The sequence below is a fragment of the Kitasatospora sp. NPDC127121 genome (assembly GCF_042677305.1).
Classification (GTDB): Bacteria; Actinomycetota; Actinomycetes; order Streptomycetales; family Streptomycetaceae; genus Kitasatospora.
The window spans coordinates 13,143-37,230 of sequence record NZ_JBHXTQ010000065.1 but is presented as its reverse complement, the minus strand read 5'-3'; the positions used below and the strand labels follow the sequence as shown (position 1 = coordinate 37,230).

At 74.8% G+C, this 24,088-nt stretch carries 1 protein-coding gene; it reads right to left on the bottom strand.

The features are described from left to right. Positions 1-24,021 (bottom strand): non-ribosomal peptide synthase/polyketide synthase, encoded by a 24,021-nt coding sequence (locus tag ACFVHI_RS27190; protein WP_380343657.1) that lies wholly within the window; start codon positions 24,019-24,021, stop codon positions 1-3. Between the last annotated feature and the right edge of the window lie 67 nt (positions 24,022-24,088).

The window sequence follows — 24,088 nt, the reverse complement described above, 5'->3', positions numbered from 1 at the left end:
TCAGTCCTCCTGGTGGGAAAGGGCGGTGTCGCCGGTGACCTCGGCGAGGCGGGCGGCCACGATCGGTCCGATCTGGGCCAGCGAGCCCGGCTGGGTCATCCGGTCGTGGCGGGTGGTGATGTCGTGGGAGTCGATCCGGCCGGTGACGTACGGGCGCCAGGTGCCGGCGCCGGCCGAGTCCTCGGTGCGGTCGATCGTGGAGTTGAACAGCAGCAGGTCCCCCTCGAACCGGCCGGGGGCGTGGGCGACCGCCAGCTCGGCGTTGTTGATCATGATCCGGACGACGGCCTCGATGCGCCGCTCGTCCAGGTGCGCCAGGGCGCTGCCCCGGCGGCGGAGGATCTCGGCGACCTCGGCGTAGGACAGCGGCCCCTCGCCCAGTTCGGCGGGGTCGCAGTCGAGGATGCCGACGAGCACGTCCCGCTCGGTGGGCACGGCGGAGTCGTCGAGCACCACGTCCTTGACCGGGTAGGCGTCGAGGGTCGCCAGCAGTTCGGTGCGCTCGCCGCGGGCCTGGAGCTCGCAGGCGATCGCGTGGGCGATCAGCCCGCCGGCGGACCAGCCGAGCAGCCGGTAGGGGCCGTCGGCCTGGACCTTGCGGATCTGGTCGGCGTAGTCGGCCGCCATCTCCTCGTACGACGTCGGCAGGGTCTCGGCGTGCGCGAGGCCGCGTGCCTGGATCGCGTACACCGGGTACTCCGGGCCGATGTGGTTCAGCAGACCGGAGTAGGACCAGCTGATGCCGCCGCCGGGGTGGATGCAGAACAGCGGCGGGCGGGTGCCGGTGGACCGCAGGGGCAGCACCACGTCGAAGGCGTCCTCGGCGTCGTCCATGGCCAGCCGGCTGGTCAGACCGGCCACGGTGGGGGCCTCGAACAGGGTGCGCAGGCCCACCGGGACGCCCAGCGTCTCGCGGATGCGCGAGACCAGGCGGGCGGCCAGCAGCGAGTGCCCCCCGAGGTCGAAGAAGCTGTCGTCGAGGTGGACCTGCTCCCGGCCGAGGATCTCGGCGAACAGGGAGCACAGCAGCTGCTCCTGCGGGGTGCGCGGGCCGCGGCCGACGCCCGTCGCCCCGGACTCGGGTGCGGGCAGCGCGGCCCGGTCCAGCTTGCCGTTGGCGGTCAGCGGCAGCGCGTCGAGGGTGACGAAGGCCGACGGCACCATGTAGTCGGGCAGTTCGCGGCCGAGCCGGCGGGCGAGGCCGTCCGGCGCGGGCGCGCCCTCGGCGGCGGGCACCAGGTAGGCGACCAGGCGCTTGTCGCCCGGCCGGTCCTCGCGGGCGACGACGGCCGCCTGGGCCACGCCCGGGCAGGCGGCGAGGAGTGCCTCGACCTCGCCGGGCTCGATCCGGAACCCGCGCAGCTTGACCTGCTCGTCGGCGCGGCCGACGAACTCCAAGGTGCCGTCGGCCTGCCACCTGACCAGGTCACCCGTGCGGTACATCCGCTGCCCTTCGGGCCCGTACGGGTTCGCGACGAACCGCTCCGCGGTCAGGCCGGGCCGGGCCGGGTAGCCCCGGGCCACGCCCGCCCCGGCGAGGTACAGCTCGCCGGCCACGCCCGGCGGCACCGGTCGCAGCCCCGCGTCGAGCACGTAGACCCGCATGTTCGCCATCGGCTGGCCGAGCGGAAGGGCGCGGGCGAGGTCGGGCGGTGTGCCCAGGGCTTGGGACATCGCGAAGGTGGTGGTCTCGGTCGGCCCGTAGACGTGGACCACCGCGGTCCCCGGGCACGCCCCCATCACCCTGGCGACCGCAGCCGGCGACACCACGTCGCCGCCCGTCCACACCTCGCGCACCCCCGTGAAGCAGTCCGGCTGCTGCTCGGCCACCAGGTGGAACAGCCCGACCGTCAGGAACAGCCCCGTGACGTCGTGCCGGCTGATGGTCCGCGCCAGCGTGCCGACCTCCAGCTGGCCGGCCGGCGCGACGACGACCCGACCGCCACCGAGCAGCGGCGTCCACATCTCGTAGGTCGAGGCGTCGAAGGCGGTCGGGGAGTGCATCAGGACGCGCCGGTGACTGCCGTTCGCCCAGCAGGGGTCCAACGCCAGGCTCGCGACGTCCCGGTGGGTCACCCCGATGCCCTTCGGCCGTCCCGTCGAACCGGAGGTGTACATCACGTACGCCAACTGCCGGGGATCACACGGGATCTGCGGGTCGGAGTCATCGGTCTCGGCCTGGCTCAGCGCGGTCAGCACGTCCTCGGTGAGCACCAGGGCCGCGCCGGTCTCCCGGAGGATCAGGTCGATCCGGGAGGACGGGAACCGCGGATCGAGCGGGACGTACGCGCCGCCGGCCTTGACGATCGCCAGGACCGCGACGACGACGTCCGCCGAGCGCTCCAGCAGCACCGCGACCGGGGTCTCCGACCGCACGCCTTGGCCGATCAGGGCCCGGGCCAGGCGGTTGGCCCGCCTGTCGAGCTCGCGGTAGGTCAGTTCGGCGTCGTCCGCGACGACCGCGACCGCGTCCGGCGTGGCCCGCACCCGGCGGGCGAACAGCTCCGGCAGGGCGGCCTCGGGCAGTTCGGCGTCGGTCCGGTTGAACTCGACCAGCAGTTCGCGGCGTTCCTCGCCGGACAGCAGGTCGAGCCGGCCGATCGGCTGGTCCGGCTCGGCGGCGGCCGCGCGCAGCAGCCGCACCCAGCGGGCGAACAGCAGCTCCACGGTGGCCGGGTCGAACAGGTCGGTCGCGTACTCGACCGCGCCGAGCACGCCCGCCGGGCTGCCGTCCGGACCGTACTGCTCGGCCAGGCTGACGGTCAGGTCGACGCGGGCGGTGCCGGTGGGGGCCTCCAGGTGGGCGGTCTCCAGGCCCGACAGGGTGAACTCCCCCGCCGGTGCGTTCTGCAGGCCGAGCATGACCTGGAACAGCGGGTGGTGGGCCAGCGACCGGGTGGGGTTGACGGCCTCGACCAGGTACTCGAACGGCACGTCCTGGTGGGCGTAGGCGGCCAGCGCCTTCTGCCGCACCCGGCCGACGAGTTCGGCGAAGCCCGGGTCGCCGCCGGTGTCGGTGCGCAGCACCAGCGTGTTGACGAAGAACCCGACGAGGTCGTCCAGCGCCTGGTCGGTGCGCCCGGCGATGGGGCTGCCGATCGGGATGTCGGTGCCGGCGCCGAGCCTGGTGAGCAGGGCGGCGAGGCCGGCCTGGAGCACCATGAACATGCTGGCGCCGTGCGCGGTGGCGAGGCCTCGCAGGTCCTGGTGCAGGTCCTCGTCGAGCCGGACCTCGATCCGGCCGCCGCGCTGGGAGGCCTCGGCCGGCCGGGGCCGGTCCGCGGGCAGTCGCACCTGGTCCGGCAGGCCCGCCAGCTCCTCCTTCCAGTAGCCGAGCTGCCGGGTGAACAGGCTGCCCCGGTCGGCGGCCTCGCCGAGCAGGTCGCGCTGCCACAGGGTGTAGTCGGCGTACTGGACCGACAGCGGGGACCACTGCGGTGCCCCGCCCTGGCAGCGGGCCGCGTAGGCGGTGGCCAGGTCCCGGGAGAGCGGGCCCATCGACCAGCCGTCGGCGGCGATGTGGTGCACCACGACCAGCAGGACGTGCCGCCCGGGGGCGAGCGCGTACAGCTCCGCCCGGATCGGCGGCTCGGCGGCCAGGTCGAAGCCGCGCCGGGCCGCCTCGGCGAGCCGCTCGGCCAGCCGGCTCTCGTCGAGCTCGACCACCGGGAGCGGCGGGTGCGCCTCGTCCGCGCCCAGCACCTGCTGGTGGGGCGCCCCGTCCGTCTCCCGCAGGACGGTGCGCAGGCTCTCGTGCCGGGCGACCACGTCCGCCAGCGCTGCCGCCAGCGCCTCCCGGTCGAGGTCGCCGGTCAGCCGCAGGGCGAGCGGCATGTTGTAGGTGGCGCTCGGCCCGTCCATGCGGTGCAGGAACCACAGGCGGCGCTGGGCGAAGGACAGCGGGAGCCGCTCGGGGCGCGGGCGGGCGGTCAGCGCGGGCCGCTCGGTGACGGACCCGTCGAGGCGGCCCGCCAGGGCGGCCACGGTCGGGTGCTCGAACAGCGTCCGGATCTCCAGTTCGGCGCCGAGGACGGCCCGGACCCGGGAGGCCAGGCGGGTCGCCAGCAGCGAGTGGCCGCCGAGGTCGAAGAAGCTGTCCTCGACGCCGACGTGGGGCAGGCCGAGCACGTCGGCGAAGAGTTCGGCGAGGAGCTGCTCCTGCGGGGTGCGCGGTGCCCGGCCGCCGGCGGCCGCCCCGAGGTCGGGGGCGGGCAGCGCGCGGCGGTCGAGCTTGCCGTTGGCGGTCAGCGGCAGCGCGTCCAGCACGACGAACGCCGACGGCACCAGGTAGTCGGGCAGCCGGGCGCCCAGCCAGCTCCGGAGTTCGGCGGCCAGGGCCGGGGCACCGCGCTTTCCGGCCGGGCGGTTGGTGAGCGCGGACAGCGCCGCGCCCGTGCCCCGGGTGGGCCGGTACGCCTCGGCCGGGGCGTCGCCGGGTGCGCCGTCGGGTGCGCCGCCTGGTGCGCCGCCGAAGAGCACGTCCAGGGCGTCCGGGCCGGTGGCCGACCAGGTGACGGACACCCGGCGGCCGAGCGCGTCCCCGAGGGCGTGGAAGTCCTCAGGATCGGGCGCCGCGTCCTCCTGCGGGGCGCGCAGCCGCTCCAGCAGCGGCCCGAGCGGGAGGTCCTCCTCCTGCACGGCCCGGGCCAGGGCCGCCTCGCGGACCACGCGGCGGTTGGGTGCCCCGGTGATCCGGACCGGCCGGCCGTCGTGCCGCCCGAGGAGCTCGCACAGCTCCGGCAGAGCGGTCACGTCCCGGCCCCAGCGGAGTTCGACCGGCTCGTCGCCCTGCGCCGGGGTGGCGGGCTGCTTGCGCAGGGTGACGTCGTAGCGGTAGCGGGTCAGCTCGTTGTGGTGGCGGCCCCGCTTGACCTCCACCGTCACCGCGCCAGCGTCCGCGCCGTTCTCCCGCAGGACGGTGAAGAAGTCCGGGTCGACCAGGAGCTCCTTCTCCACCAGCAGGGACTGCTCCACCGCGCGGCGCACCGCGGTGAAGTCGGCGCCGTCGGCGGCCCGGTGCAGTTGGACGGCGGTGGCCAGCGGGCGCAGCAGTCGCAGGTTGCGGACGTCGCCGACGAAGAGCGCGCCGCCGGGGGTGAGCAGTTGCATCAGTTTCCCGATGACGTCGGCGAGGTAGTCGGCGGAGGGGAAGTACTGCACCACCGAGTTGATGACGATGGTGTCGAACTGCCCGACCGGGAGGCCGTCGGTGTCGTGTGCCGGGCGGGTGTGCAGGACGACGCGGTCGGCCAGCTGCTCCTGCCGGGCGACCTGGGCGGCCAGCGCGTCGATCGCGGTGGCGGAGAAGTCGGTCGCCCAGTAGGTCTCGCAGTGCGGTGCGATCTGCGAGAGGAGCAGTCCGGTGCCGACGCCGACCTCCAGCACCCGGCGGGGGCGCAGGGCCAGGATGCGGGCCACGGTGGCGTCCCGCCATTCCCGCATCTGCTCGACGGGGATCGGGCTCGCGTCGTAACTGCTGTTCCAGCCGACGAAGTTCTGGCCGAAGGCGGTCTCCTCGGGGGTGATGGGCAGGGCGTCGTAGATGTCCCGCCACTCGCCCACGTGGTCGGCTTCGCGGCTGTCGTCGCGGCCGGTGTCCCGGCGCGGGACGACGTAGCCGATGAGCCGGTCGTCCTGGGCGAGGACCGCGGCCCGGGCGACGGCAGGGTGCTCGGCCAAGGCCGTCTCGATCTCGCCGGGCTCGACCCGGAAGCCGCGCACCTTCACCTGCTCGTCGGCGCGGCCGACGTACTCCAACTGCCCGTCGCCCAGCCAGCGCACCACGTCCCCGGTGCGGTACATGCGGCTCCCGCCCGCCTCGAACGGGCAGGCGACGAAGCGACCCGCCGTCAGGGACGGCCGGTTCAGGTAGCCGCGCGCCAGCCCCACGCCGGCGACGTACAGCTCCCCGGGCACGCCGGGCGGCACCGGCCGCAGCCGCTCGTCCAGCACGTACACCCGGGCGTTGGCGATCGGCCGGCCGATCGGCGGCACGCCGGTGCCCGCCGCCAGCGGGGCGCTCATCGTCGCGCACACCGTCGTCTCCGTCGGGCCGTACGCGTTGACCATCCGCCGCCTGGGCGCCCAGCGCGCCACCAGCTCCGGCGGGCAGGCCTCGCCCGCCACCACCAGGGTCGACACCGTCACCGCGCCCTCCGGCAGGGCCGCCAGGACGGACGGGGGCACGGTCGCGTGGGTCACCGCGAGCCCCGGGTCCGTCAGCGCGGCGACCGGCTCCGCCGCCGGAGGCAGCACCAGGGCCGCACCGCACAGCAGGGCGGTGAAGACCTCCGACACCGAGGCGTCGAAGCTCGGCGAGGCGAACTGCAGCACCCGGCTGTCGGAGTCGATCGCGAACCGCTCGATCTGGGCGGCGACCAGACTGGCCACGCCGCCGTGGGCGACCACGACGCCCTTGGGGCGCCCGGTCGAACCCGAGGTATAGATCACGTAGGCCGGATGCCGGACGTCGAGAGCGACCACGGGATCCGTGTCCGGCGACTCGGAGGCCTCGGCGGCCTCGGAGGCCTTGGCCACCAGCGCCGGATCATCGACCACCAGCGCCGGGCGGGCGTCCTCCAGCATGTACGCGATCCGCGCCGCCGGGTACGCCGGATCCACCGGCAGGTATGCGGCACCCGCCTTCAGGACACCCAGGACCGCCACCACCGACTCCACCGAACGCGGCAGCGCCACCGCCACGACCTGCTCCGGCCCGACCCCACGGGCGATCAGCGCATGCGCGAACCGGTTCGCCCGGGAGTTCAGCTCGCGGTACGTCAGCTCGGCACCACCGGACACCAGGGCGAGCGCGTCCGGCGTCGCCGCCACCTGCGCCGCGAACGCCTGCGGCACCGGCACGGCGCCCACCTCACGGTCAGTCGCGTTGCCCCGCTCCAGCAGCCGAATCCGCTCGTCGGAGTCGAGGAGGTCGATCCCCCCGATCGCCAGGTCCGGATCGGCGGTGACCGCCTCCAGCAGGAGCGTCCAGCGCCGCACGAGGGCGGCGACCGTCGAACGGTCGAACAGGTCGGTGGCGTACTCGACCACGCCGACGATCCCGTCCGGGCTGCCGTCGGGGCCGAACCGCTCGCTCAGGTTGAAGCCGAGGTCGAACTTGGCCGTCCCGGTCGGCACGGCGAAGGCGGACACCTGGAGGCCGGGCAGCGTGAACTCGCCCATCGGCGCGTTCTGCACGGCGAGGATCGTCTGGAACAGCGGGTGGTGCGCGAGCGAGCGGGACGGGTTCAGCGCCTCCACCAGGTGCTCGAACGGCACGTCCTGGTGGGCGTAGGCGGCGAGCGCGGTCTCCCGCACCCGCTCCAGCAGTTCGCCGAAGGTCGGGTCGCCGCTCGTGTCGGTGCGCAGCACCAGCGTGTTGACGAAGAACCCGACCAGGTCGTCCAGCGCCTCGTCGGTGCGGCCCGCGATCGGGCTGCCGATCGGGATGTCCGTCCCCGCGCCGAGCCGGGTGTAGAGCGCCGCCAGGCCCGCCTGGAGCACCATGAACAGACTGCTCCCGGACCGCCGGGCCAACTCGGCCAGCCCCGCGTGCAGTTCGGGGGTCAGCTCAAGGCCGAAGACGGCGCCCCGGTAGCCGGCGACGGCCGGCCGGGGCCGGTCGGCGGGCAGCGGGATCCGCTCCGGAAGGCGGTCCAACTGCTCGGTCCAGTAGCGGAGTTGTCCGGCGAACCGGCTGTCCGGGTCCTCCGGGTCGCCGAGCAGCTCGCGCTGCCAGAGCGTGTAGTCGGCGTACTGCACCGGCAGGGCGTCCCGGTCCGGCTCGCGGCCCTGGCAGCGGGCAGCGTAGGCCTCGGCGAGGTCGCGGGCGAGCGGGCCGGTGGACCAGCCGTCACCGGCGATGTGGTGCATGACCAGCAGCAGCACGTGCTCGTCCGGCGCGAGCGCGAACAGCTCGGCGCGCAGCGGCGGTTCCGCCGCGAGGTCGAACGGGAGCCGTGCCGCGTGGGCGAGCCGTTGCGGCAGCTCGTCCTCCACGGCCTCGGCCACCCGCACCCGGGGCCGGGCCGCCCCGGGGTCGAGGACCCGCTGGCACGGCACGGCGTCGAGCTCCGGGAAGACCGTCCGCAGGCTCTCGTGCCGGGCGACGACCTCGGCCAGCGCGTCCTCCAGCGCCTTGCGGTCCAGCGTTCCGGTCAGCCGCAGCGCCAGCGGGATGTGGTAGGCCGCGGCGGCTCCGTCCATCCGGTGCAGGAACCACAGGCGGCGCTGCGCGAACGACAGCGGTACCGTCTGCGGCCGCTCGTACGGTGCCAGTGCGGGCCGGGCCCGGTCGGCCTCGGTGAGCCGTGCCGCCAGGCCGGCCACCGTCGGCGCCTCGAAGAGCGCGCGCAGGCCGACCTCGGCCCCCAGGGCCGAACGGATCCGGGAGACCAGTCGGGTGGCCAGCAACGAGTGCCCGCCCAGGTCGAAGAAGTCGTCGTCGACACCGACCTGGCCCCGGCCCAGCACCTCGGCGAACAGCTCGCACAGGATCTGCTCCTGCGGCGTCCGCGCCGCCCGACCGACCCCGACGACGCCCGCATCCGGCGCCGGCAGCGCCGCCCGGTCCAACTTCCCGTTCGGCGTCAACGGCAGCGCCGCCAACACCACGAACACCGACGGCACCAGGTAGTCCGGCAGCCGCTCCCGCAGGTACGACGCCAGTTCCGCCGGGCGAGCGTCGGCGCCGGGGCGCGGGGCCACGTAGCCGACGAGCCGATCGCCGTCGGCGAGGACGGCGGCCTGGGCGACGGCGGGGTGCGCGGTCAGGGCCGTCTCGATCTCGCCGGGCTCGACCCGGAAGCCGCGCACCTTCACCTGCTGGTCCGCCCGGCCGACGTACTCCAACTCGCCGTCGGCCCGGCGCCGCACCACGTCACCGGTGCGGTACATCCTCTCGCCGACCGCGCCGAACGGGCAGGCGACGAACCGACCCGCCGTCAGGGACGGCCGGTTCAGGTAGCCGCGCGCCAGCCCCGGCCCCGCGACGTACAACTCCCCCGCGACGCCCGGCGGCACCAGGCGCAGCCGCTCGTCCAGCACGTACACCCGGAAGCCCGCGACCGCACGGCCGATCGGCGGCACGCCGGAGCCCGCCGCCAGCGGGGCGCTCATCGTCGCGCACACCGTCGTCTCCGTCGGGCCGTACGCGTTGACCATCCGACGCCCCGGCGCCCACCGCGCCACCAGCTCCGGCGGGCACGCCTCACCCGCCACCACCAGGGTGCCGGCCGCGACATCGGTGCTGTCCAGCGCGGCCAGGGCCGAGGGCGGCAGGGTCACATGGGTGACGTCGAGCCGGCGGTCCGTCAAGGCCTCCAGCGGGGCCCCGGACGGGGCCAGCACGAGGGCGGCACCGGTCAGCAGGGCACTGCACAGGTCCCAGAACGACGCGTCGAAGCTGGGCGAGGCGAACTGGAGGACGCGGCTGCCCGGCGCCAGGCCGAGCCGCTCGACCTGCGCCGCCACCAGACCCGACACCCCGCCGTGGCTCACCACCACGCCCTTGGGGCGACCGGTCGAACCCGAGGTATAGATCACGTAGGCCGGGTGCCGGACGTCGAGCGCGACCTCAGGATCGGTGTCCGGCCAGGCGGACGCCTCGCACACCGCGCACGCCTCGGCGACCAGCGCCGGATCGTCGACCACCAGTACCGGGCGGGCGTCCTCCAGCATGTACGCGATCCGCGCCGCCGGGTACGACGGGTCCACCGGCAGATACGCGGCACCGGCCTTCAGGACACCCAGCACGGCCACCACCGACTCCACCGAACGCGGCAGCGCCACCGCCACGACCTGCTCCGGCCCGACCCCACGGGCGATCAACGCATGCGCGAACCGGACGGCCCAGACATCAAGTTGACGATACGTCAGCTCTACTGTCCCGTCGGTCAGCGCGGGCGCATCCGGCGTCGCCGCCACCTGCGCCGCGAACGCCTCCGGCAGGCTCACGCCGGCCACCCCGGGCTCGGCGGCGGGCAGGAGTTCCCCGCGCTCCCGCTCGTCCAGCAGGTCGATCGCACCGATCGGCCGGTCCGGATCGGCGGCGACCGCGGCCAGCAGCCGGGCCCAGCGGGCGACCAGGGCCTCGACCGTCCCCCGGTCGAAGAGGTCGGTGCTGTACTCGACCGCACCGATCAGCCCGGCCGGCGTGCCGTCGGGCCCGCGGTTCTCCGCGAGGCCGAAGGTCAGGTCGACCCGCGAGGTCCCGGTCGGCACCGGCACCCCGGAGACCGTCAGCCCGGGCAGCTCGAAGTCGCCCATCGGCGCGTTCTGCAGCGCCAGCACGGTCTGGAAGAGCGGGTGGAGCGACATCGACCGCGCCGGGTTCAGCGCCTCCACCAGGTGCTCGAACGGCACGTCCTGGTGCGCGAAGGCCGACAGCGTCGTCTCCCGTACCCGGCCCAGCAGTTCGAGGAAGCTCGGGTCGCCGCTCGTGTCGGTGCGCAGCACCAGCGCGTTGACGAAGAAGCCGACCAGGTCGTCCAGTGCCTCGTCGGTGCGCCCCGCGATCGGGCTGCCGATCGGGATGTCCGTCCCCGCGCCCAGCCGGGTGAACAGCGCCGCCAGGCCCGCCTGGAGCACCATGAACAGACTGCTCCCGGACCGCCGGGCCAACTCGGCCAGCCCCGCGTGCAGTTCGGCGGGCAGCCGGATGTCCAGCAGGTCGCCGCCGTAGGTCATGACCGCCGGCCTGGGCCGGTCGACGGGCAGCGCGAGCTGCTCGGGAAGCCCGGCGAGCGCTTGGCTCCAGTAGCCGACCTGGCGGGCGAACGCGCTGTCCGCGTCGGACTCCTCGCCGAGGATCTCGTGCTGCCACACGGTGTAGTCCGCGTAGCTCACCGGCAGCGGCGCCCAGCCCGGGGCGTCGCCGCGCCGGCGGGCGGTGTACGCGGTCGCGAGGTCGCGGGAGAGCGGGCTCATCGACCAGCCGTCGCCGGCGATGTGGTGCAGGACGACGAGCAGGACGTGCTCGTCGGGGGCGAGCGTGAACAGCTGCGCCCGGACGGGCAGGTCCGCCGTCAGGTCGAAGGCGCGCACCGCCGCCTCGCTCAGCAGCCCCGGCAGCTCCGACTCGCCGGCCCGGCGCACCGGGATCCGGATGGTGGCCTCCGCAGCGCTCAGCACGCGCTGGCGCGGGACGCCCTCGGTGTGCGGGAACACCGTGCGCAGGCTCTCGTGCCGCGCCACCACGTCCGTCAGCGCTGCTCCCAGCGCCTCCTGGTCGAGGTCGCCGGTCAGCCGCAGTGCCAGCGGCATGTGGTAGGTCGCGCTGGGCGCCCCGAACTGGTGCAGGAACCACAGGCGGCGCTGTGCGAAGGACAGCGGCAGCGGTTCCCGGCGCGGCCGGGGCACCAGCGCCTGCCGCGCGGTGGCGGCGTCGTGCAGCCCGGCCGCGAGCCCGGCCGGTGTCGGCGTCCGGAACAGGCGGCGCAGCTCCAGCTCGACCCCGAGGGTCGCCCGGACCCGGGAGACCAGTCGGGTGGCCAGCAGCGAGTGCCCGCCGAGATCGAAGAAGTCGTCGTCGACACCGACCTGGCCCCGGCCCAGCACCTCCGCGAACAGCTCGCACAGGATCTGCTCCTGCGGCGTCCGCGCCGCCCGACCGAACCCGACCGACCCCGCCTCCGGCGCCGGCAGCGCCGCCCGGTCCAACTTCCCGTTCGGGGTCAACGGCAGCGCCGCCAACACCACGAACACCGACGGCACCAGGTAGTCCGGCAGTCGCTCGCGCAGGTACGACGCCAGCACCGGCGCCGTGGTCCCGCTCTCGGCCGCGGGTACGACGTAGGCGACGATCCTGGTGTCGCCCGGCCGGTCCTCGCGGGCGAGCACCGCGACCTGGGCCACGCCGGGGTGGGCGGCGAGCTCCGCCTCGATCTCGCCGGGCTCGACCCGGAAGCCGCGCACCTTCACCTGGTGGTCCGCCCGGCCGGCGAACTCCAGCTCCCTGTCGGCGCGCCAGCACACCAGGTCCCCGGTGCGGTACATCCGGCTGCCCGCCGGCCCGAACGGGTCGGCGACGAAGCGCCCGGCCGTCAGGGACGGCCGGTTCAGGTAGCCGCGGGCCAGCCCGGCCCCGGCCAGGTACAGCTCGCCCGTGACGCCGGGGGCGACCGGCCGCAGGGCCGCATCCAGCACGTACGCCCGGCTGTTGGCGATCGGGCGGCCGATCGGCACCGGCAGCGGGCAGTCGGCGGGGTCGGCCGGCAGCGGGAAGGCGGTGATCACGTGGGTCTCGGCCGGGCCGTAGTGGTTGTGCAGCACCCGGCCGGGCCCGCGGGCCTGGAGGCGCCGCAGTCCGCCGCCGAGGCGCATCGCCTCGCCGGCCTGCGCGATCAGCCGCAGGTCCGGCAGGTCCCGCCCGTGTTCCTCGGCCGCCTCCGCCAGTGCCTCGATCACCAGGTTGGGGGCGAAGAGCTCCGCCACCCGGTGGTGCTCCAGCCACCGGGCGAGGAGTTCGGCACTGCGGCGCTGCTCGTCGGTCGGCACCACCAGGGTCTTGCCGAACAGCAGCGCGGAGAGCATCTCCTGCACCGAGACGTCGAAGCTGAGCGCGGTGAACTGCGCGGTGCGCGTGCCCGTCCCGCCGCCGACGGCGCGGTGGTGCCAGTGCAGCAGGTTCGTCAGGGCGCCGGAGGGCATCACCACGCCCTTGGGCCGGCCGGTCGAGCCGGACGTGTAGATGACGTACGCCGGGTGCCGGGCGTCCGGTGCGACCAGCGGGTCGGTGTCCGGGTACGTCCCGGGCGCGTCGACGGCCGCGAGGTCATCGAGCACCACGACCGGCCGGGCGTCCTCCAGCATGTACGCGATCCGGGCGGCCGGGTAGTCCGGGTCGACCGGCAGGTACGCGGCGCCGGTCTTGAGCACCGCGAGGACGGCCACCACCAGCTGTACCGAGCGCGGCAGGCACAGGGCGACGATCCGTTCCGGCCCCACCCCGCGCCCGATGAGCGCGTGGGCCAGCCGGTTGGCGCGGGCGTTCAGCTCCCGGTAGGTGAGCACGGTGTCCTCGAACACCACCGCTTCGGCCGCCGGGGTGGCCTGGGCCTGCGCCTCGAACAGCGCGGCCGGGCCGGTGCCGGGGTACGGGCACCCGGTGTCGTTGCGCGCGTCCAGCAGTTCGTGCCGTTCCTCGGCGGTGAGGACGTCGATCCGGCTCAGCGGCCGGTCCGGCTCGGCCGCCGCCGCCGCGAGCAGCCGCAGCCAGCGGGCGAGCAGGGTCTCCACCGTGGCCCGGTCGAACAGGTCGGTGGCGTACTCGACGTGGCCGATGATGCCCTCCGGCGCCCCGCCGGTGCCGCCGCGCTCCAGCAGGTGGAAGGAGAGGTCGAACATCGCGGTGGGCGACTGCAACAGCACGAGCTCGGTGGCCAGGCCGGGCAGCTCGAAGGCGGAGCGCGGCGCGTTCTGCAGCGCGAGCAGCACCTGGAACAGCGGCTGACGGGCCGACGACCGGACCGGGTTGAGGGCCTCGACCAGGTGGTCGAACGGCAGCTCCTGGTGGGCGTAGGCGGCCAGCGAGGTGTCCCGGACGCGGCCGAGCAATTCGGCGAAGGTCGGGTCCCCGCTCGTGTCGGTGCGCAGCACCAGCGTGTTCACGAAGAACCCGACCAGCTCGTCCAGCGCCTGGTCCGTCCGGCCCGCGATCAGGCTCCCGACCGGGATGTCCTCACCCGCACCCAGCTTGCTGAGCAGGGCCGAGAACCCCGCCTGGAGCACCATGAAGACGCTCGCGCCGCGCTCACGGCCCAAGCGGACCAGCGCCTCGTGCAGTTCGGCGTCCAGCTCGACGGCGAGGTGTCCGCCCCTGCTGGAGACGGCCGTGGGGCGGGGCCGGTCGGCGGGCAGCCGGATCTGCTCCGGCAGGCCGGCCAGCTGCCCGGTCCAGTAGTCCGCCTGGCGGGCGAACAGGCTCTCCGGGTCGGTGCGGTCCCCGAGCAGCCGGTCGTGCCACAGGGTGTAGTCGGCGTACTGCACCGGCAGGTCCGCCCAGGCCGGTTCCTCGCCGCGCAGCCGCGCCGCGTACGCGGTGGACAGGTCGGCGGACACCAGGCCCAGCGACCAGGCGTCGCCCGCGATGTGGTGGATCACCACCAGCAGCACGTACGCGTCCGCCGCCAGCCGGAACAGCTCGGCGCGCACGGGCGCCTCGGCCGCCAGGTCGAATCCGCGGCCCACGGCCTCGGTCAGCGCCTGGGGCAGGCCCGCCTCGTCGGTCCGGGTGACGGACAGGTGCGGCCGGGCCGTCTCGGCGTCCAGGACCTGCTGGTACGGCACGCCGTCGATCTGGGGGAAGGCCGTGCGCAGGCTCTCGTGGCGGGCGACGACGTCCCCGAGCGCCGCCCTCAGCGCGTCCTGGTCCAGGTCGCCGGTCAGGCGCCAGGCCAGCGGGATGTGGTACATCGCGCTGGCGCCCTCCAGTTGGTCGACGAACCACAGCCGCCGCTGCGCGTACGACAGCGGCACGCGGTCGGGCCGCTCCGCGCGGCCCAGGGCGAGCCGTGCCCGGTCGGCCCCGCCGAGGCCGGCGGCCAGGCCTGCCACCGTCGGGGTCTCGAACAGGCTGCGCAGCTCCAGTTCCACGCCCAGGGTCGCGCGCACGCGGGCCACCAGCCGGGTGGCTAGCAGGGAGTGCCCGCCGAGGGCGAAGAAGTCGTCGTCGGCGCCGACCTGCGACACCCCCAGCACCTCCGCGAACAGTCCGGCGAGGACGTGTTCCTGCGGGGTGTACGGAGCCCGGCCGGCCGGGGCGCCGGTGGTGTCGGGCTCGGGCAGGGCGCGCCGGTCGAGCTTGCCGTTGCCGGTCAGCGGCAGGGCGTTGAGGGCGACGTACGCGGCCGGCACCATGTGGTCCGGCAGCCGCTCGCGCAGGTGGGCGCGGAGCTCGTCCGGCTCGACGGCCGCCCCGGCCACGGGCACCAGGTAGGCGACCAGCCGGGTGTCGTCGGCGCGGTCCTGCCGGGCGGTCACCGCGACCTGGCGGATCTGCGGGTGCTGGGCCAGGGCCGCCTCGATCTCGCCGAGCTCGATCCGGAAGCCGCGCACCTTCACCTGGTCGTCCGCCCGGCCCGCGTACTCCAGTGCGCTGTCCGGGCGTCGGCGCACGAGGTCCCCGCTGCGGTACATCCGGCTGCCCGCCGGCCCGTACGGGTCGGCGACGAACCGCCCGGCGGTCAGGCCGGACCGGTTCAGGTAGCCGCGGGCCAGCCCGGCACCGGCCACGTACAGCTCGCCGACGACGCCGGGGGGCACCGGCTGGAGGTACGCGTCGAGCACGTGGGCGCGCAGGTCGGGGATCGCGGTGCCGATGACGCTCGCCGGGCCGGCGGTGTGCGCGCCGTCCAGTTCCGCGTAGGTGACGTGCACGGTGGTCTCGGTGATGCCGTACATGTTGACCAGCCGCGGCGCACCCGCCGGGTGGCGCTCGAACCAGGGCGCCAGGCGGGCGGGTTCCAGGGCCTCGCCGCCGAACACCACCGTGCGCAGGGCGAGTTCGCGCGGGTGCTCGGCGTCGGCCTGCATCAGCTGGTAGAACGCGGACGGCGTCTGGTTGAGCACCGTCACCCGCTCGCGGGCGAGGAGCTCCAGGAACCGCTCCGGTGCGCGGGTGACGTCGAACGGCACCACGACCAGTCGGCCGCCGTGCAGCAGCGGCCCCCAGATCTCCCAGACCGAGAAGTCGAAGGCGTAGGAGTGGAAGAGGGTCCAGACGTCCTCGGCGGAGAAGTCGAACCAGTGCCGGGTCGCGTCGAACAACCGCACCACGTTGCGGTGCGGGACCACCACGCCCTTGGGCTTCCCGGTGGATCCGGAGGTGTAGATGACGTAGGCGGCACTGTCGGGTGCGACGGTGACCACCGGATCCGTGTCCGGCAGCCCGGCCAGGTCGGCGGTGTCCAGCAGGAGCCGGTCGACGCCGTCCGCGCCCGGCAGGTCGCCGCTGCGGCGGTCCGTCAGGAGCAGCGCGGGCCGGGCGTCATCGAGCAGGTGGGCGATCCGGGCTGCCGGGTAGTCCGGGTCGACCGGCAGGTACGCGGCGCCGGTCTTGAGCACGGCGAGGACGGCCACCACCAGCTCGGCCGAGCGCGGCAGGGCCAGTGCCACCAGTTGCTCCGGCCCCACCCCGCGCCCGATGAGCGCGTGGGCCAGCCGGTTGGCCCGGGCGTTCAGCTCGCCGTACGTCAGCGCGGCCTCGCCGCACACCACCGCGACCGCGTCCGGCCGCTCCCGCGCCTGGGCCTCGAACAGCGCGGGCAGCCCGGTGGTCTCGGCCGTCGTCGCGGGGACCGGTCCCGCCGGCAGCAGTGCGTGCCGCTCCTCGGCGGAGAGCAGGTCGAGCCGGCTGAGCCGTCGCCGGGGGTCGGCGACCGCCGCCGTGAGCAGGCGCACCCACCGCGCGATCACCGTCTCGACGGTCGCCCGGTCGTACAGGTCGCAGGCGTACTCGACGAATCCGTCGATCCCCTCGGGGGCGCCGTCCTCGGAGTGCCGCTCGGACATCGAGAAGATCAGGTCGAGCTTGGAGGTGGTCGTGGTCAGTTTGACCTCGCCGATCTCCAGCCCGGGCGGGGCGAAGTCGGCCCTCGGGGCGTTCTGGAGCACCAGCATGACCTGGAACAGCGGGTGGTGGGACAGCGACCGGGCCGGGTTGAGGGCCTCGACCAGGTACTCGAACGGCAGCTCCTGGTGGGCGTACGCGGCCAGCGCGGTGTCCCGGACGCGGCCGAGCAGTTCGGCGAAGGTCGGGTCCCCGCTCGTGTCGGTACGCAGCACCAGCGTGTTGACGAAGAACCCGACCAGCTCGTCCAACGCCTGGTCGGTCCGGCCCGCGATCAGACTGCCGACCGGGATGTCCTCACCCGCACCCAGCTTGCTGAGCAGGGCCGAAAGCCCCGCCTGGAGCACCATGAAGAGGCTGGTGCCGTGCGCGCGGGCGAGCTCGCGCAGGCCCTGGTGCAGCTGCGCGTCCAGTCCGCTGCGCACGAAGTCGCCCCGGTGCGAGGCCATCGCGGGGCGGGGCCGGTCGGTGGGCAGCTGGAGCTGCTCCGGCAGGCCGGCGAGCTGCCCGGTCCAGTAGTCCGCCTGCCGGGCGAACAGGCTGCCCCGGTCGGCGGCGTCGCCCAGCAGCTCGTGCTGCCACAGCGTGTAGTCGGCGTACTGGACGGCCAGCGCCTCCCAGGACGGCTCCTCGCCCCGGCGGCGCGCCGCGTAGGCGGCGGTCAGGTTCTGCGCCAGCGGGCCGAGCGACCAGCCGTCGCCCGCGATGTGGTGGACCACCAGCAGCAGGACGTGCTCGTCCGGTGCCAGTTCGAACAGCTCGGTGTGCAGCGGCAGGTCCGTCCCCAGGTCGAACCGGCAGGCCAGCGCCGTGGCCAGGACGGCGTCCAGCTCCGCTTCGGTGGTGCGGCGCAGGTGCAGCCGGGGGCGGGCCGCCACGACGTCCAGCACCTGCTGGTACGGCACGCCGTCCACGGCCGGGAAGAGCGTGCGCAGGCTCTCGTGCCGGGCCACCACGTCCGCCAGCGCCGCTGTGAGCGCCTCGCGGTCGAGCGGTCCGGTCAGCCGCCAGGCCAGCGGGACGTTGTAGTTGGCGCTGGCGCCCTCCAGCTGGTGCAGGAACCACAGCCGGCGCTGGGCGAACGACAGCGGGGTCCGCTCCGGGCGCGGGTAGGGCGCCAGGGCCAGCTGGGCGCGGCGGGCGCCGACGAGGGCGGCGGCCAGCGCGGCCGGGGTCGGGGATTCGAACAGGGTGCGCAGCTCCAGCTCGACCCCGAGGGTCGCGCGGACCCGGGCGGCCAGCCGGGTGGCGAGCAGGGAGTGCCCGCCGAGGTCGAAGAAGCTGTCCTCGACGCCGGCCTCGGCCACCCCGAGGACCTCGGCGAACAGCTCGCAGAGGATCTGCTCCTGCGGGGTGCGCGGTGCGCGACCGGCTCCCGCCCCCGCCGAGACGAGTTCCGGTGCGGGCAGCGCCCGGCGGTCCAGTTTCCCGTTGGTGGTCAGCGGCAGCGCGTCCAGCTCGACGAACGCCGAGGGCACCATGTACTCCGGCAGCCGCTCGCGCAGGTACGCGCGCAGCTCGGCCGAGCGCGGGGCCACGTCGGCGGCCGGCACCAGGTACCCGACCAGCCGGGTGTCGTCGGCGCGGTCCTGCCGGGCGAGGACGGCGGCCTGGGCGACGCCGGGGTGCGCGGCCAGGGCCGCCTCGATCTCGCCGAGCTCGATCCGGAAGCCGCGGACCTTCACCTGCTGGTCGGCCCGGCCGACGAAGCTCAGGCTGCCGTCCACGGCCCGGCGCACCACGTCGCCGCTGCGGTACATCCGGCTGCCCGCCGGCCCGTACGGGTCGGCGACGAAGCGCCCGGCGGTCAGGCCCGGCCGGTTCAGGTAGCCGCGCGCCAGCCCGGCACCGGCCACGTACAGCTCGCCGGCCACGCCCGGGGCCACCGGCCGCAGGTGGGGGTCCAGCACGTAGGCGCGCAGGTCGGGGATGGCGGCGCCGACCACGCTGGCCGCCCCCGCGGTCGCGGCAGAGCGGTCGAGCGCGGCGTAAGTGACGTGCACGGTGGTCTCGGTGATGCCGTACATGTTGACCAGCCGCGGCGCGTCGTCCGGGTGCCGCTCGTACCAGGGCGCCAGGCGGGCGGGCTCCAGGGCCTCGCCGCCGAACACGACGGTCCGCAGGGCGAGTTCGCACGGGTGCTCGGCGTCGGCCTGCATCAGCTGGTAGAAGGCGGACGGCGTCTGGTTGAGCACCGTCACCCGCTCGCGGGCGAGGAGCTCCAGGAACCGGCCGGGCGAGCGGCTGGTCTCGTAGTCCACGACCACCAGCCGGCCGCCGTACAGCAACGGGCCCCACAGTTCCCAGACCGAGAAGTCGAAGGCGTAGGAGTGGAAGAGCGTCCAGACGTCCTCGGCGGAGAAGTCGAACAGCGCCCGCGTGGTGCCGAACAGCCGCACCACGTTGCGGTGCGGGACCACCACGCCCTTGGGCTTCCCGGTGGAGCCCGAGGTGTAGATGACGTACGCCGGGTGACCGGGATCGACGGCGACGGCGGGGTCCGTGTCCGGCAGGCCGTCCAGGTCGGCGGTGTCCAGCAGGAGCCGGTCCACGGACTCCGCGCCGGGCAGGTCACCGATCTGACGAGTCGTCAGCAACAGCGCGGGGCGGGCGTCCTGGAGCAGGTAGGAGATCCGGGCCGCCGGGTACTGCGGGTCGACCGGCAGGTACGCGGCGCCGGCCTTGAGGACGGCCAGGACGGCCACCACCAGCTCGGCCGAGCGCGGCAGCGCCAGGGCGACGAGCTGCTCCGGCCCCACACCCCGGCCGATCAGCGCGTGGGCCAGCCGGTTCGCCCGGGCGTTCAGCTCGCCGTACGTCAGCGCGGACTCGCCGCACACCACCGCGACCGCCGCCGGGTCGGCCCGCACCCGCTCCTCGACGAGCGCGGTGATGGTGCTCTGCGGAGTGTCGTCCTCGGCACCCGCCGCGGACGGCAGCAGTTCGCGCAGCTCCTCCGGCGACAGCACGTCGATCCGGCCGATCCGGCGGCCCGGGTCGGCGGCCACGGCCCGCAGCAGACGCAGCCAGCGCTCGACGAGGTCGGCCGCGGTGGCCTCGTCGAAGAGGTCGGTGCTGTACTCCAGCACGCCCGACAGGCCGTCCTCGCCGGGCCGTTCGGTCAGGATGAAGGTCAGGTCGCACTTGGCGGTACCGGTGGCGACCAGTTCGCTCGTCACCTGGAGCTCAGGCAGGTCGAAGGTGCCCGTGGGCGCGTTCTGCAGGGCGAGCATGGTCTGGAAGAGCGGGTGGTGGGCGAGCGACCTGGTCGGGTTCACCGCCTCCACCAGCTGCTCGAACGGCAGGTCCTGGTGGGCGTACGCGGCCAGCGCACCGGCCCGGACCCGGCCCAGCAGTTCGGCGAAGGTCGGGTCGCCGGTCAGGTCGGTGCGCAGCACCAGCGTGTTGACGAAGAAGCCGACCAGCTCGTCCACGGCCTCGTCGGTGCGCCCGGCGATCGGGGTGCCGATCGGTACGTCGGTGCCGGCGCCGAGCTTGCCGAGCAGGGCGGCCAGCCCGGCCTGGAGCACCATGAACAGGCTGGCGCCGCCGCCCCGGGCGAGCTCGCGCAGGCCCTGGTGCAGGTCGGCGTCGAGCCGGACCGGCAGTTGCGCTCCCCGGAAGGACATCGCGGCCGGCCGGGGCCGGTCGAAGGGTAGCTCGGTCTGTTCCGGCAGCCGCGCGAGCCGCTGCGACCAGGAGGCGAGCTGCCGGCTCTGGAGGCTGTCCGGGTCGCTCTCCGCGCCGAGCAGCTCCCGCTGCCACAGGGTGTAGTCGGCGTACTGGACGGGCAGTCGGGCCCACTCGGGCTTCCCGCCCGCCGCCCGTGCGGCGTACGCGGCGGTCAGGTCCCGCGCCAGCGGGCCCATCGACCAGCCGTCGCCCGCGATGTGGTGCACCACCAGCAGCAGGGCGTGCTCGTCCGCGCCCAGCTCGAACAGCTCGGTACGCAGCGGGGGCTGGGCCGCCAAGTCGAAGCCGTGCCGGGCCGCCTCCGCCAGCCGCTGCGGCAGGTCGCCCGCGGCGACCGCGGTGACGCGCAGCCGGGGCCGGGCGGCGTCGGGGTCCAGCACCCGCTGGCACGGCTCGCCGTCGACCACCGGGAAGACGGTGCGCAGGCTCTCGTGCCGCTCGACGACGTCGGCCAGTGCGGCTTCCAGGGCCCGCCGGTCGAGGTCCCCGGACAGGCGCAGGGCCAGCGGCACGTTGTAGGTGGCGCCGGGCCCCTCCATGCTGTGCAGGAACCACAGCCGGCGCTGCGCGAAGGACAGCGGCACCGTGTCGGGCCGCTCGCGTCGCGACAGCGCGGGCCGCGCCCGGCCTGCCCGGTCCACGGTCGCCGCCAGGCCCGCGACGGTCGGCGCGTCGAACAGGTCGGCCAGGGCCAGCTCCACGCCGAGCACCGAGCGGGCCCGGGCGATCAGCCGGGTGGCCAGCAGTGAGTGCCCGCCGAGGTCGAAGAAACTGTCGTCCGCGCCGACCCCGGACACGCCGAGGACGTCGGCGAAGAGGCCGGCGAGCACCTGCTCGGCCGCGCTGCGCGGGGCCCGTCCGGCGGTGACCGGCGCCGGGCCTGGGGCCGGGAGCGCCTGGCGGTCGAGCTTTCCGGTGGGCGTCAGCGGGAGCCCGTCCAGCAGGACGAACGCGCCGGGCACCAGGTGCTCCGGCAGCCGTTCGCGCAGGTGGGCGCGGAGCCCGTCCGGCTCGACCCGATCCCCGGCGGTCGGGACGACGTAGGCGACCAGTCGGGGCTCGTCCTCGGTGCGCACCACGGCGGCGGCCCGGGCGACCTGCGGGTGCTCGGCGAGGACGGCCTCGACTTCGCCGAGCTCCACCCGGAAGCCCCGGATCTTGACCTGCTCGTCCGTGCGCCCGAGGAACTCCAGGTTCCCGTCCGTGCCCCACCGCACCAGGTCGCCGGTGCGGTACATCCGCGTGCCAATCGGACCGAACGGGTCCGCCACGAACCGCCCGGCGGTCAGGCCCGGCCGGTTGAGGTAGCCGCGCGCCAGGCAGGACCCGGCGACGTACAGCTCTCCCGGCGTACCGGCCGGCAGCGGCCGCAGGGCACCATCGAGCACGTACAACCGGACGTTGCCGGCGGGCCGGCCGATGACCGGGCGCGGACTCGATCCCACGGAGGCGATCACCGGGTTGACAGTGCACTCGGACGGTCCGTAGAGGTTGAGGCAGGAGACCCCGTCCGCCGACCGTAGTTCTTCCCACAGCCGCTCCGGGACGGCCTCGCCACCGGCCGCGACCAGCGCCGGACGCCACCTCTGGTCGCCCAGGAGCCCGTGGGCGACCAGGACGTGCAGGTAGGAAGGGGTGGCTTCGATGTAGTCCAGCTCGCGGCGCGCCGCGTAGCCGACGAAGGCGTCGGGGTCGATCCAGGTCTCGTAGTCCAGGACGTGCAGCTCGTGGCCCGCGAACAGGGCGAGCAGCTGGTTCCACGAGGCATCGAACGACACCGACGTCGTCAGGGCCACCCGCAGCCGCTGCCGTCCGCCCATCGCCGGCGGAAAGTGGACCTGCCGGAGGTCGGTGAGCAGGTTGAGCAGGCCGCCGTGGGTCGGCACCACGCCCTTGGGCCGGCCGGTGGAGCCGGAGGTGAAGATGACGTACGCCGGGTGGCCCGGGTCGACGGCCGCCATCGGGTCAGCCGCTGACAGACCACTCACCAGGTCGGCCGTCGCCGGGTCGTCGACGACCAGCCGGTCGACGGAACCCTCCCCCGGCAGCCGGCCCTCGCTGAGGGTGTCGGTCACCACCAGGGCCGGGCACGCGTCATCGAGCAGGAGTGCGATCCGGGCGGCCGGGTATTCGGGATCGAGCGGGACGTAGGCCGCCCCGGTCTTGAGCACCGCGAGGATCGCCACGACCAGTTCGGCCGACCTCGGCAGGGCGACCGCCACCAGCCGCTCCGGCCCCGCGCCCCGGGCGACCAGGGCGTTCGCCAGCCGGTTCGCCCGCTCGTCCAGCTCCGCATAGGTCAGAGAAACGTCCCCGCACACCAGCGCCACCAGGTCCGGCGTCGCCCGCACATGCTTGCGGAACAGCTCCGGCAGGGTCTCGGCCGGGAGCTCGACCGTCGGCCCGGTGCCGAGGGCCAGCAGTTCGCGCTGCTCGTCGGCCCCGATCAGGCCGATGCGGCCGAGCGGCTGCTGCGGGTCGCAGTCCGCGAGGGTGTCCAGCAGGTCGAGCAAACGCCGCTGGTGGCCGAGGAGTTCACTCTCCGTGCACACCTCCGCGCAGGCTCCGAGCTCGATCCTCGGGGCGTACTCGTCGCGCCCGCCCACGGCCCAGACCGCCAAGTCGTCGGCGGAGGTACCCAGGGGCGCGTACACCGTGGCGGGCTGCCCGGCGAAGCTCGGTTCGGAGTCGAAGGACATGATGTTGACGACCAGTGGGAACGCCGTCTCGATCGTGCCGGCCTGCCCGAGGTCCCGGAGCAGGTCCTCGCTGCGGTACCGCTGGTGCGCCAGCGCGGCGGCGACTTCCCGGTCCACCTGCTCGACCAGTTCCGACCACGGCAGGTCCGGCCGCACCGACAGGCGCAGCGGCACGAGGTTCGACACCGCGCCGGGCGTCACCGCCAGCACCGGGTCGCCCACCCGGCCGGTGACGGGAAGGCCGAGCAGCACGTCCCGGGCCCCGGTGAGCCGGTGCGCGTACAGCGCCGTCGCCGCCAGCACGACGCGGGACCAGCGGACCCCCAGGCGCTCGGCCGCATCGCGCAGTGCCCCGGGGCGCAGCGGTCCGGCCGGCGAGGTGCGCCGCAACCGCGCGGAGGGGCCGCCCGGCCGGCGCTCCGACAGCCGGGTCGGCGCCGGCCGGTCGGCGAACCGTCCAGTCCAGTAGGCACGGTCGGCGAGGTACTGCTCCGAGTCGCGGTAGGCCTCGTCGCTGGCGACCAGGTCGCCCAGCGAGCCGAACGGGGACGGCGGCACCGGCCGCCCCTCGGCGAGCGCCGTGTACGCCTGGGCCACCCGCCGGCCCACGACGGAGTACCCGAACCCGTCCATCACCAGGTGGTGGTAGCTCTGGTAGAAGACGGACCGGTCCGGCGCCAGCGTGATCAGCGCGTAGCGGAAGAGCGGGTCGCGGGCGAGGTCCAGCGGCCGGAGCCGGTCCCGGTCCATCCACTCCCGGGCCGCCGCGAGCGGCTCGGCCTCCCCGCTGACGTCGACCTGCGCGGGCTCCCACCGCGTGTGCGCGCGGACGACCTGGTGTGGGCCCTCGGCACCGTCGACGAAACCCACGTGCAGGGCGTCGACCTCGTCGACGACGCGGCGCAGCGCGGTCGCGAACAGGTCCGGGTCGACCGGGCCGTGGATCTCCAGGTAATCGCCGATGCGGTAGGCCGGAATCGCCGTGCGGGCCCGTTGTTCGGCCAGCCAGATCTCGCGCTGGGCCGCTGTCAGGGGAAGGGTGTCGCCGTCGCGACGGGACATGGGGGTACCTCCAGGAATGTGGGCAGGCGTGAGGACGCGCCGGGGCGCGCCGACCGCGGTGGCGTCA

Excerpts from the sequence above, each read along its gene's own strand:
- ACFVHI_RS27190 (WP_380343657.1), bottom strand. The coding sequence starts at position 24,021 with ATGTCCCGTCGCGACGGCGACACCCTTCCCCTGACAGCGGCCCAGCGC.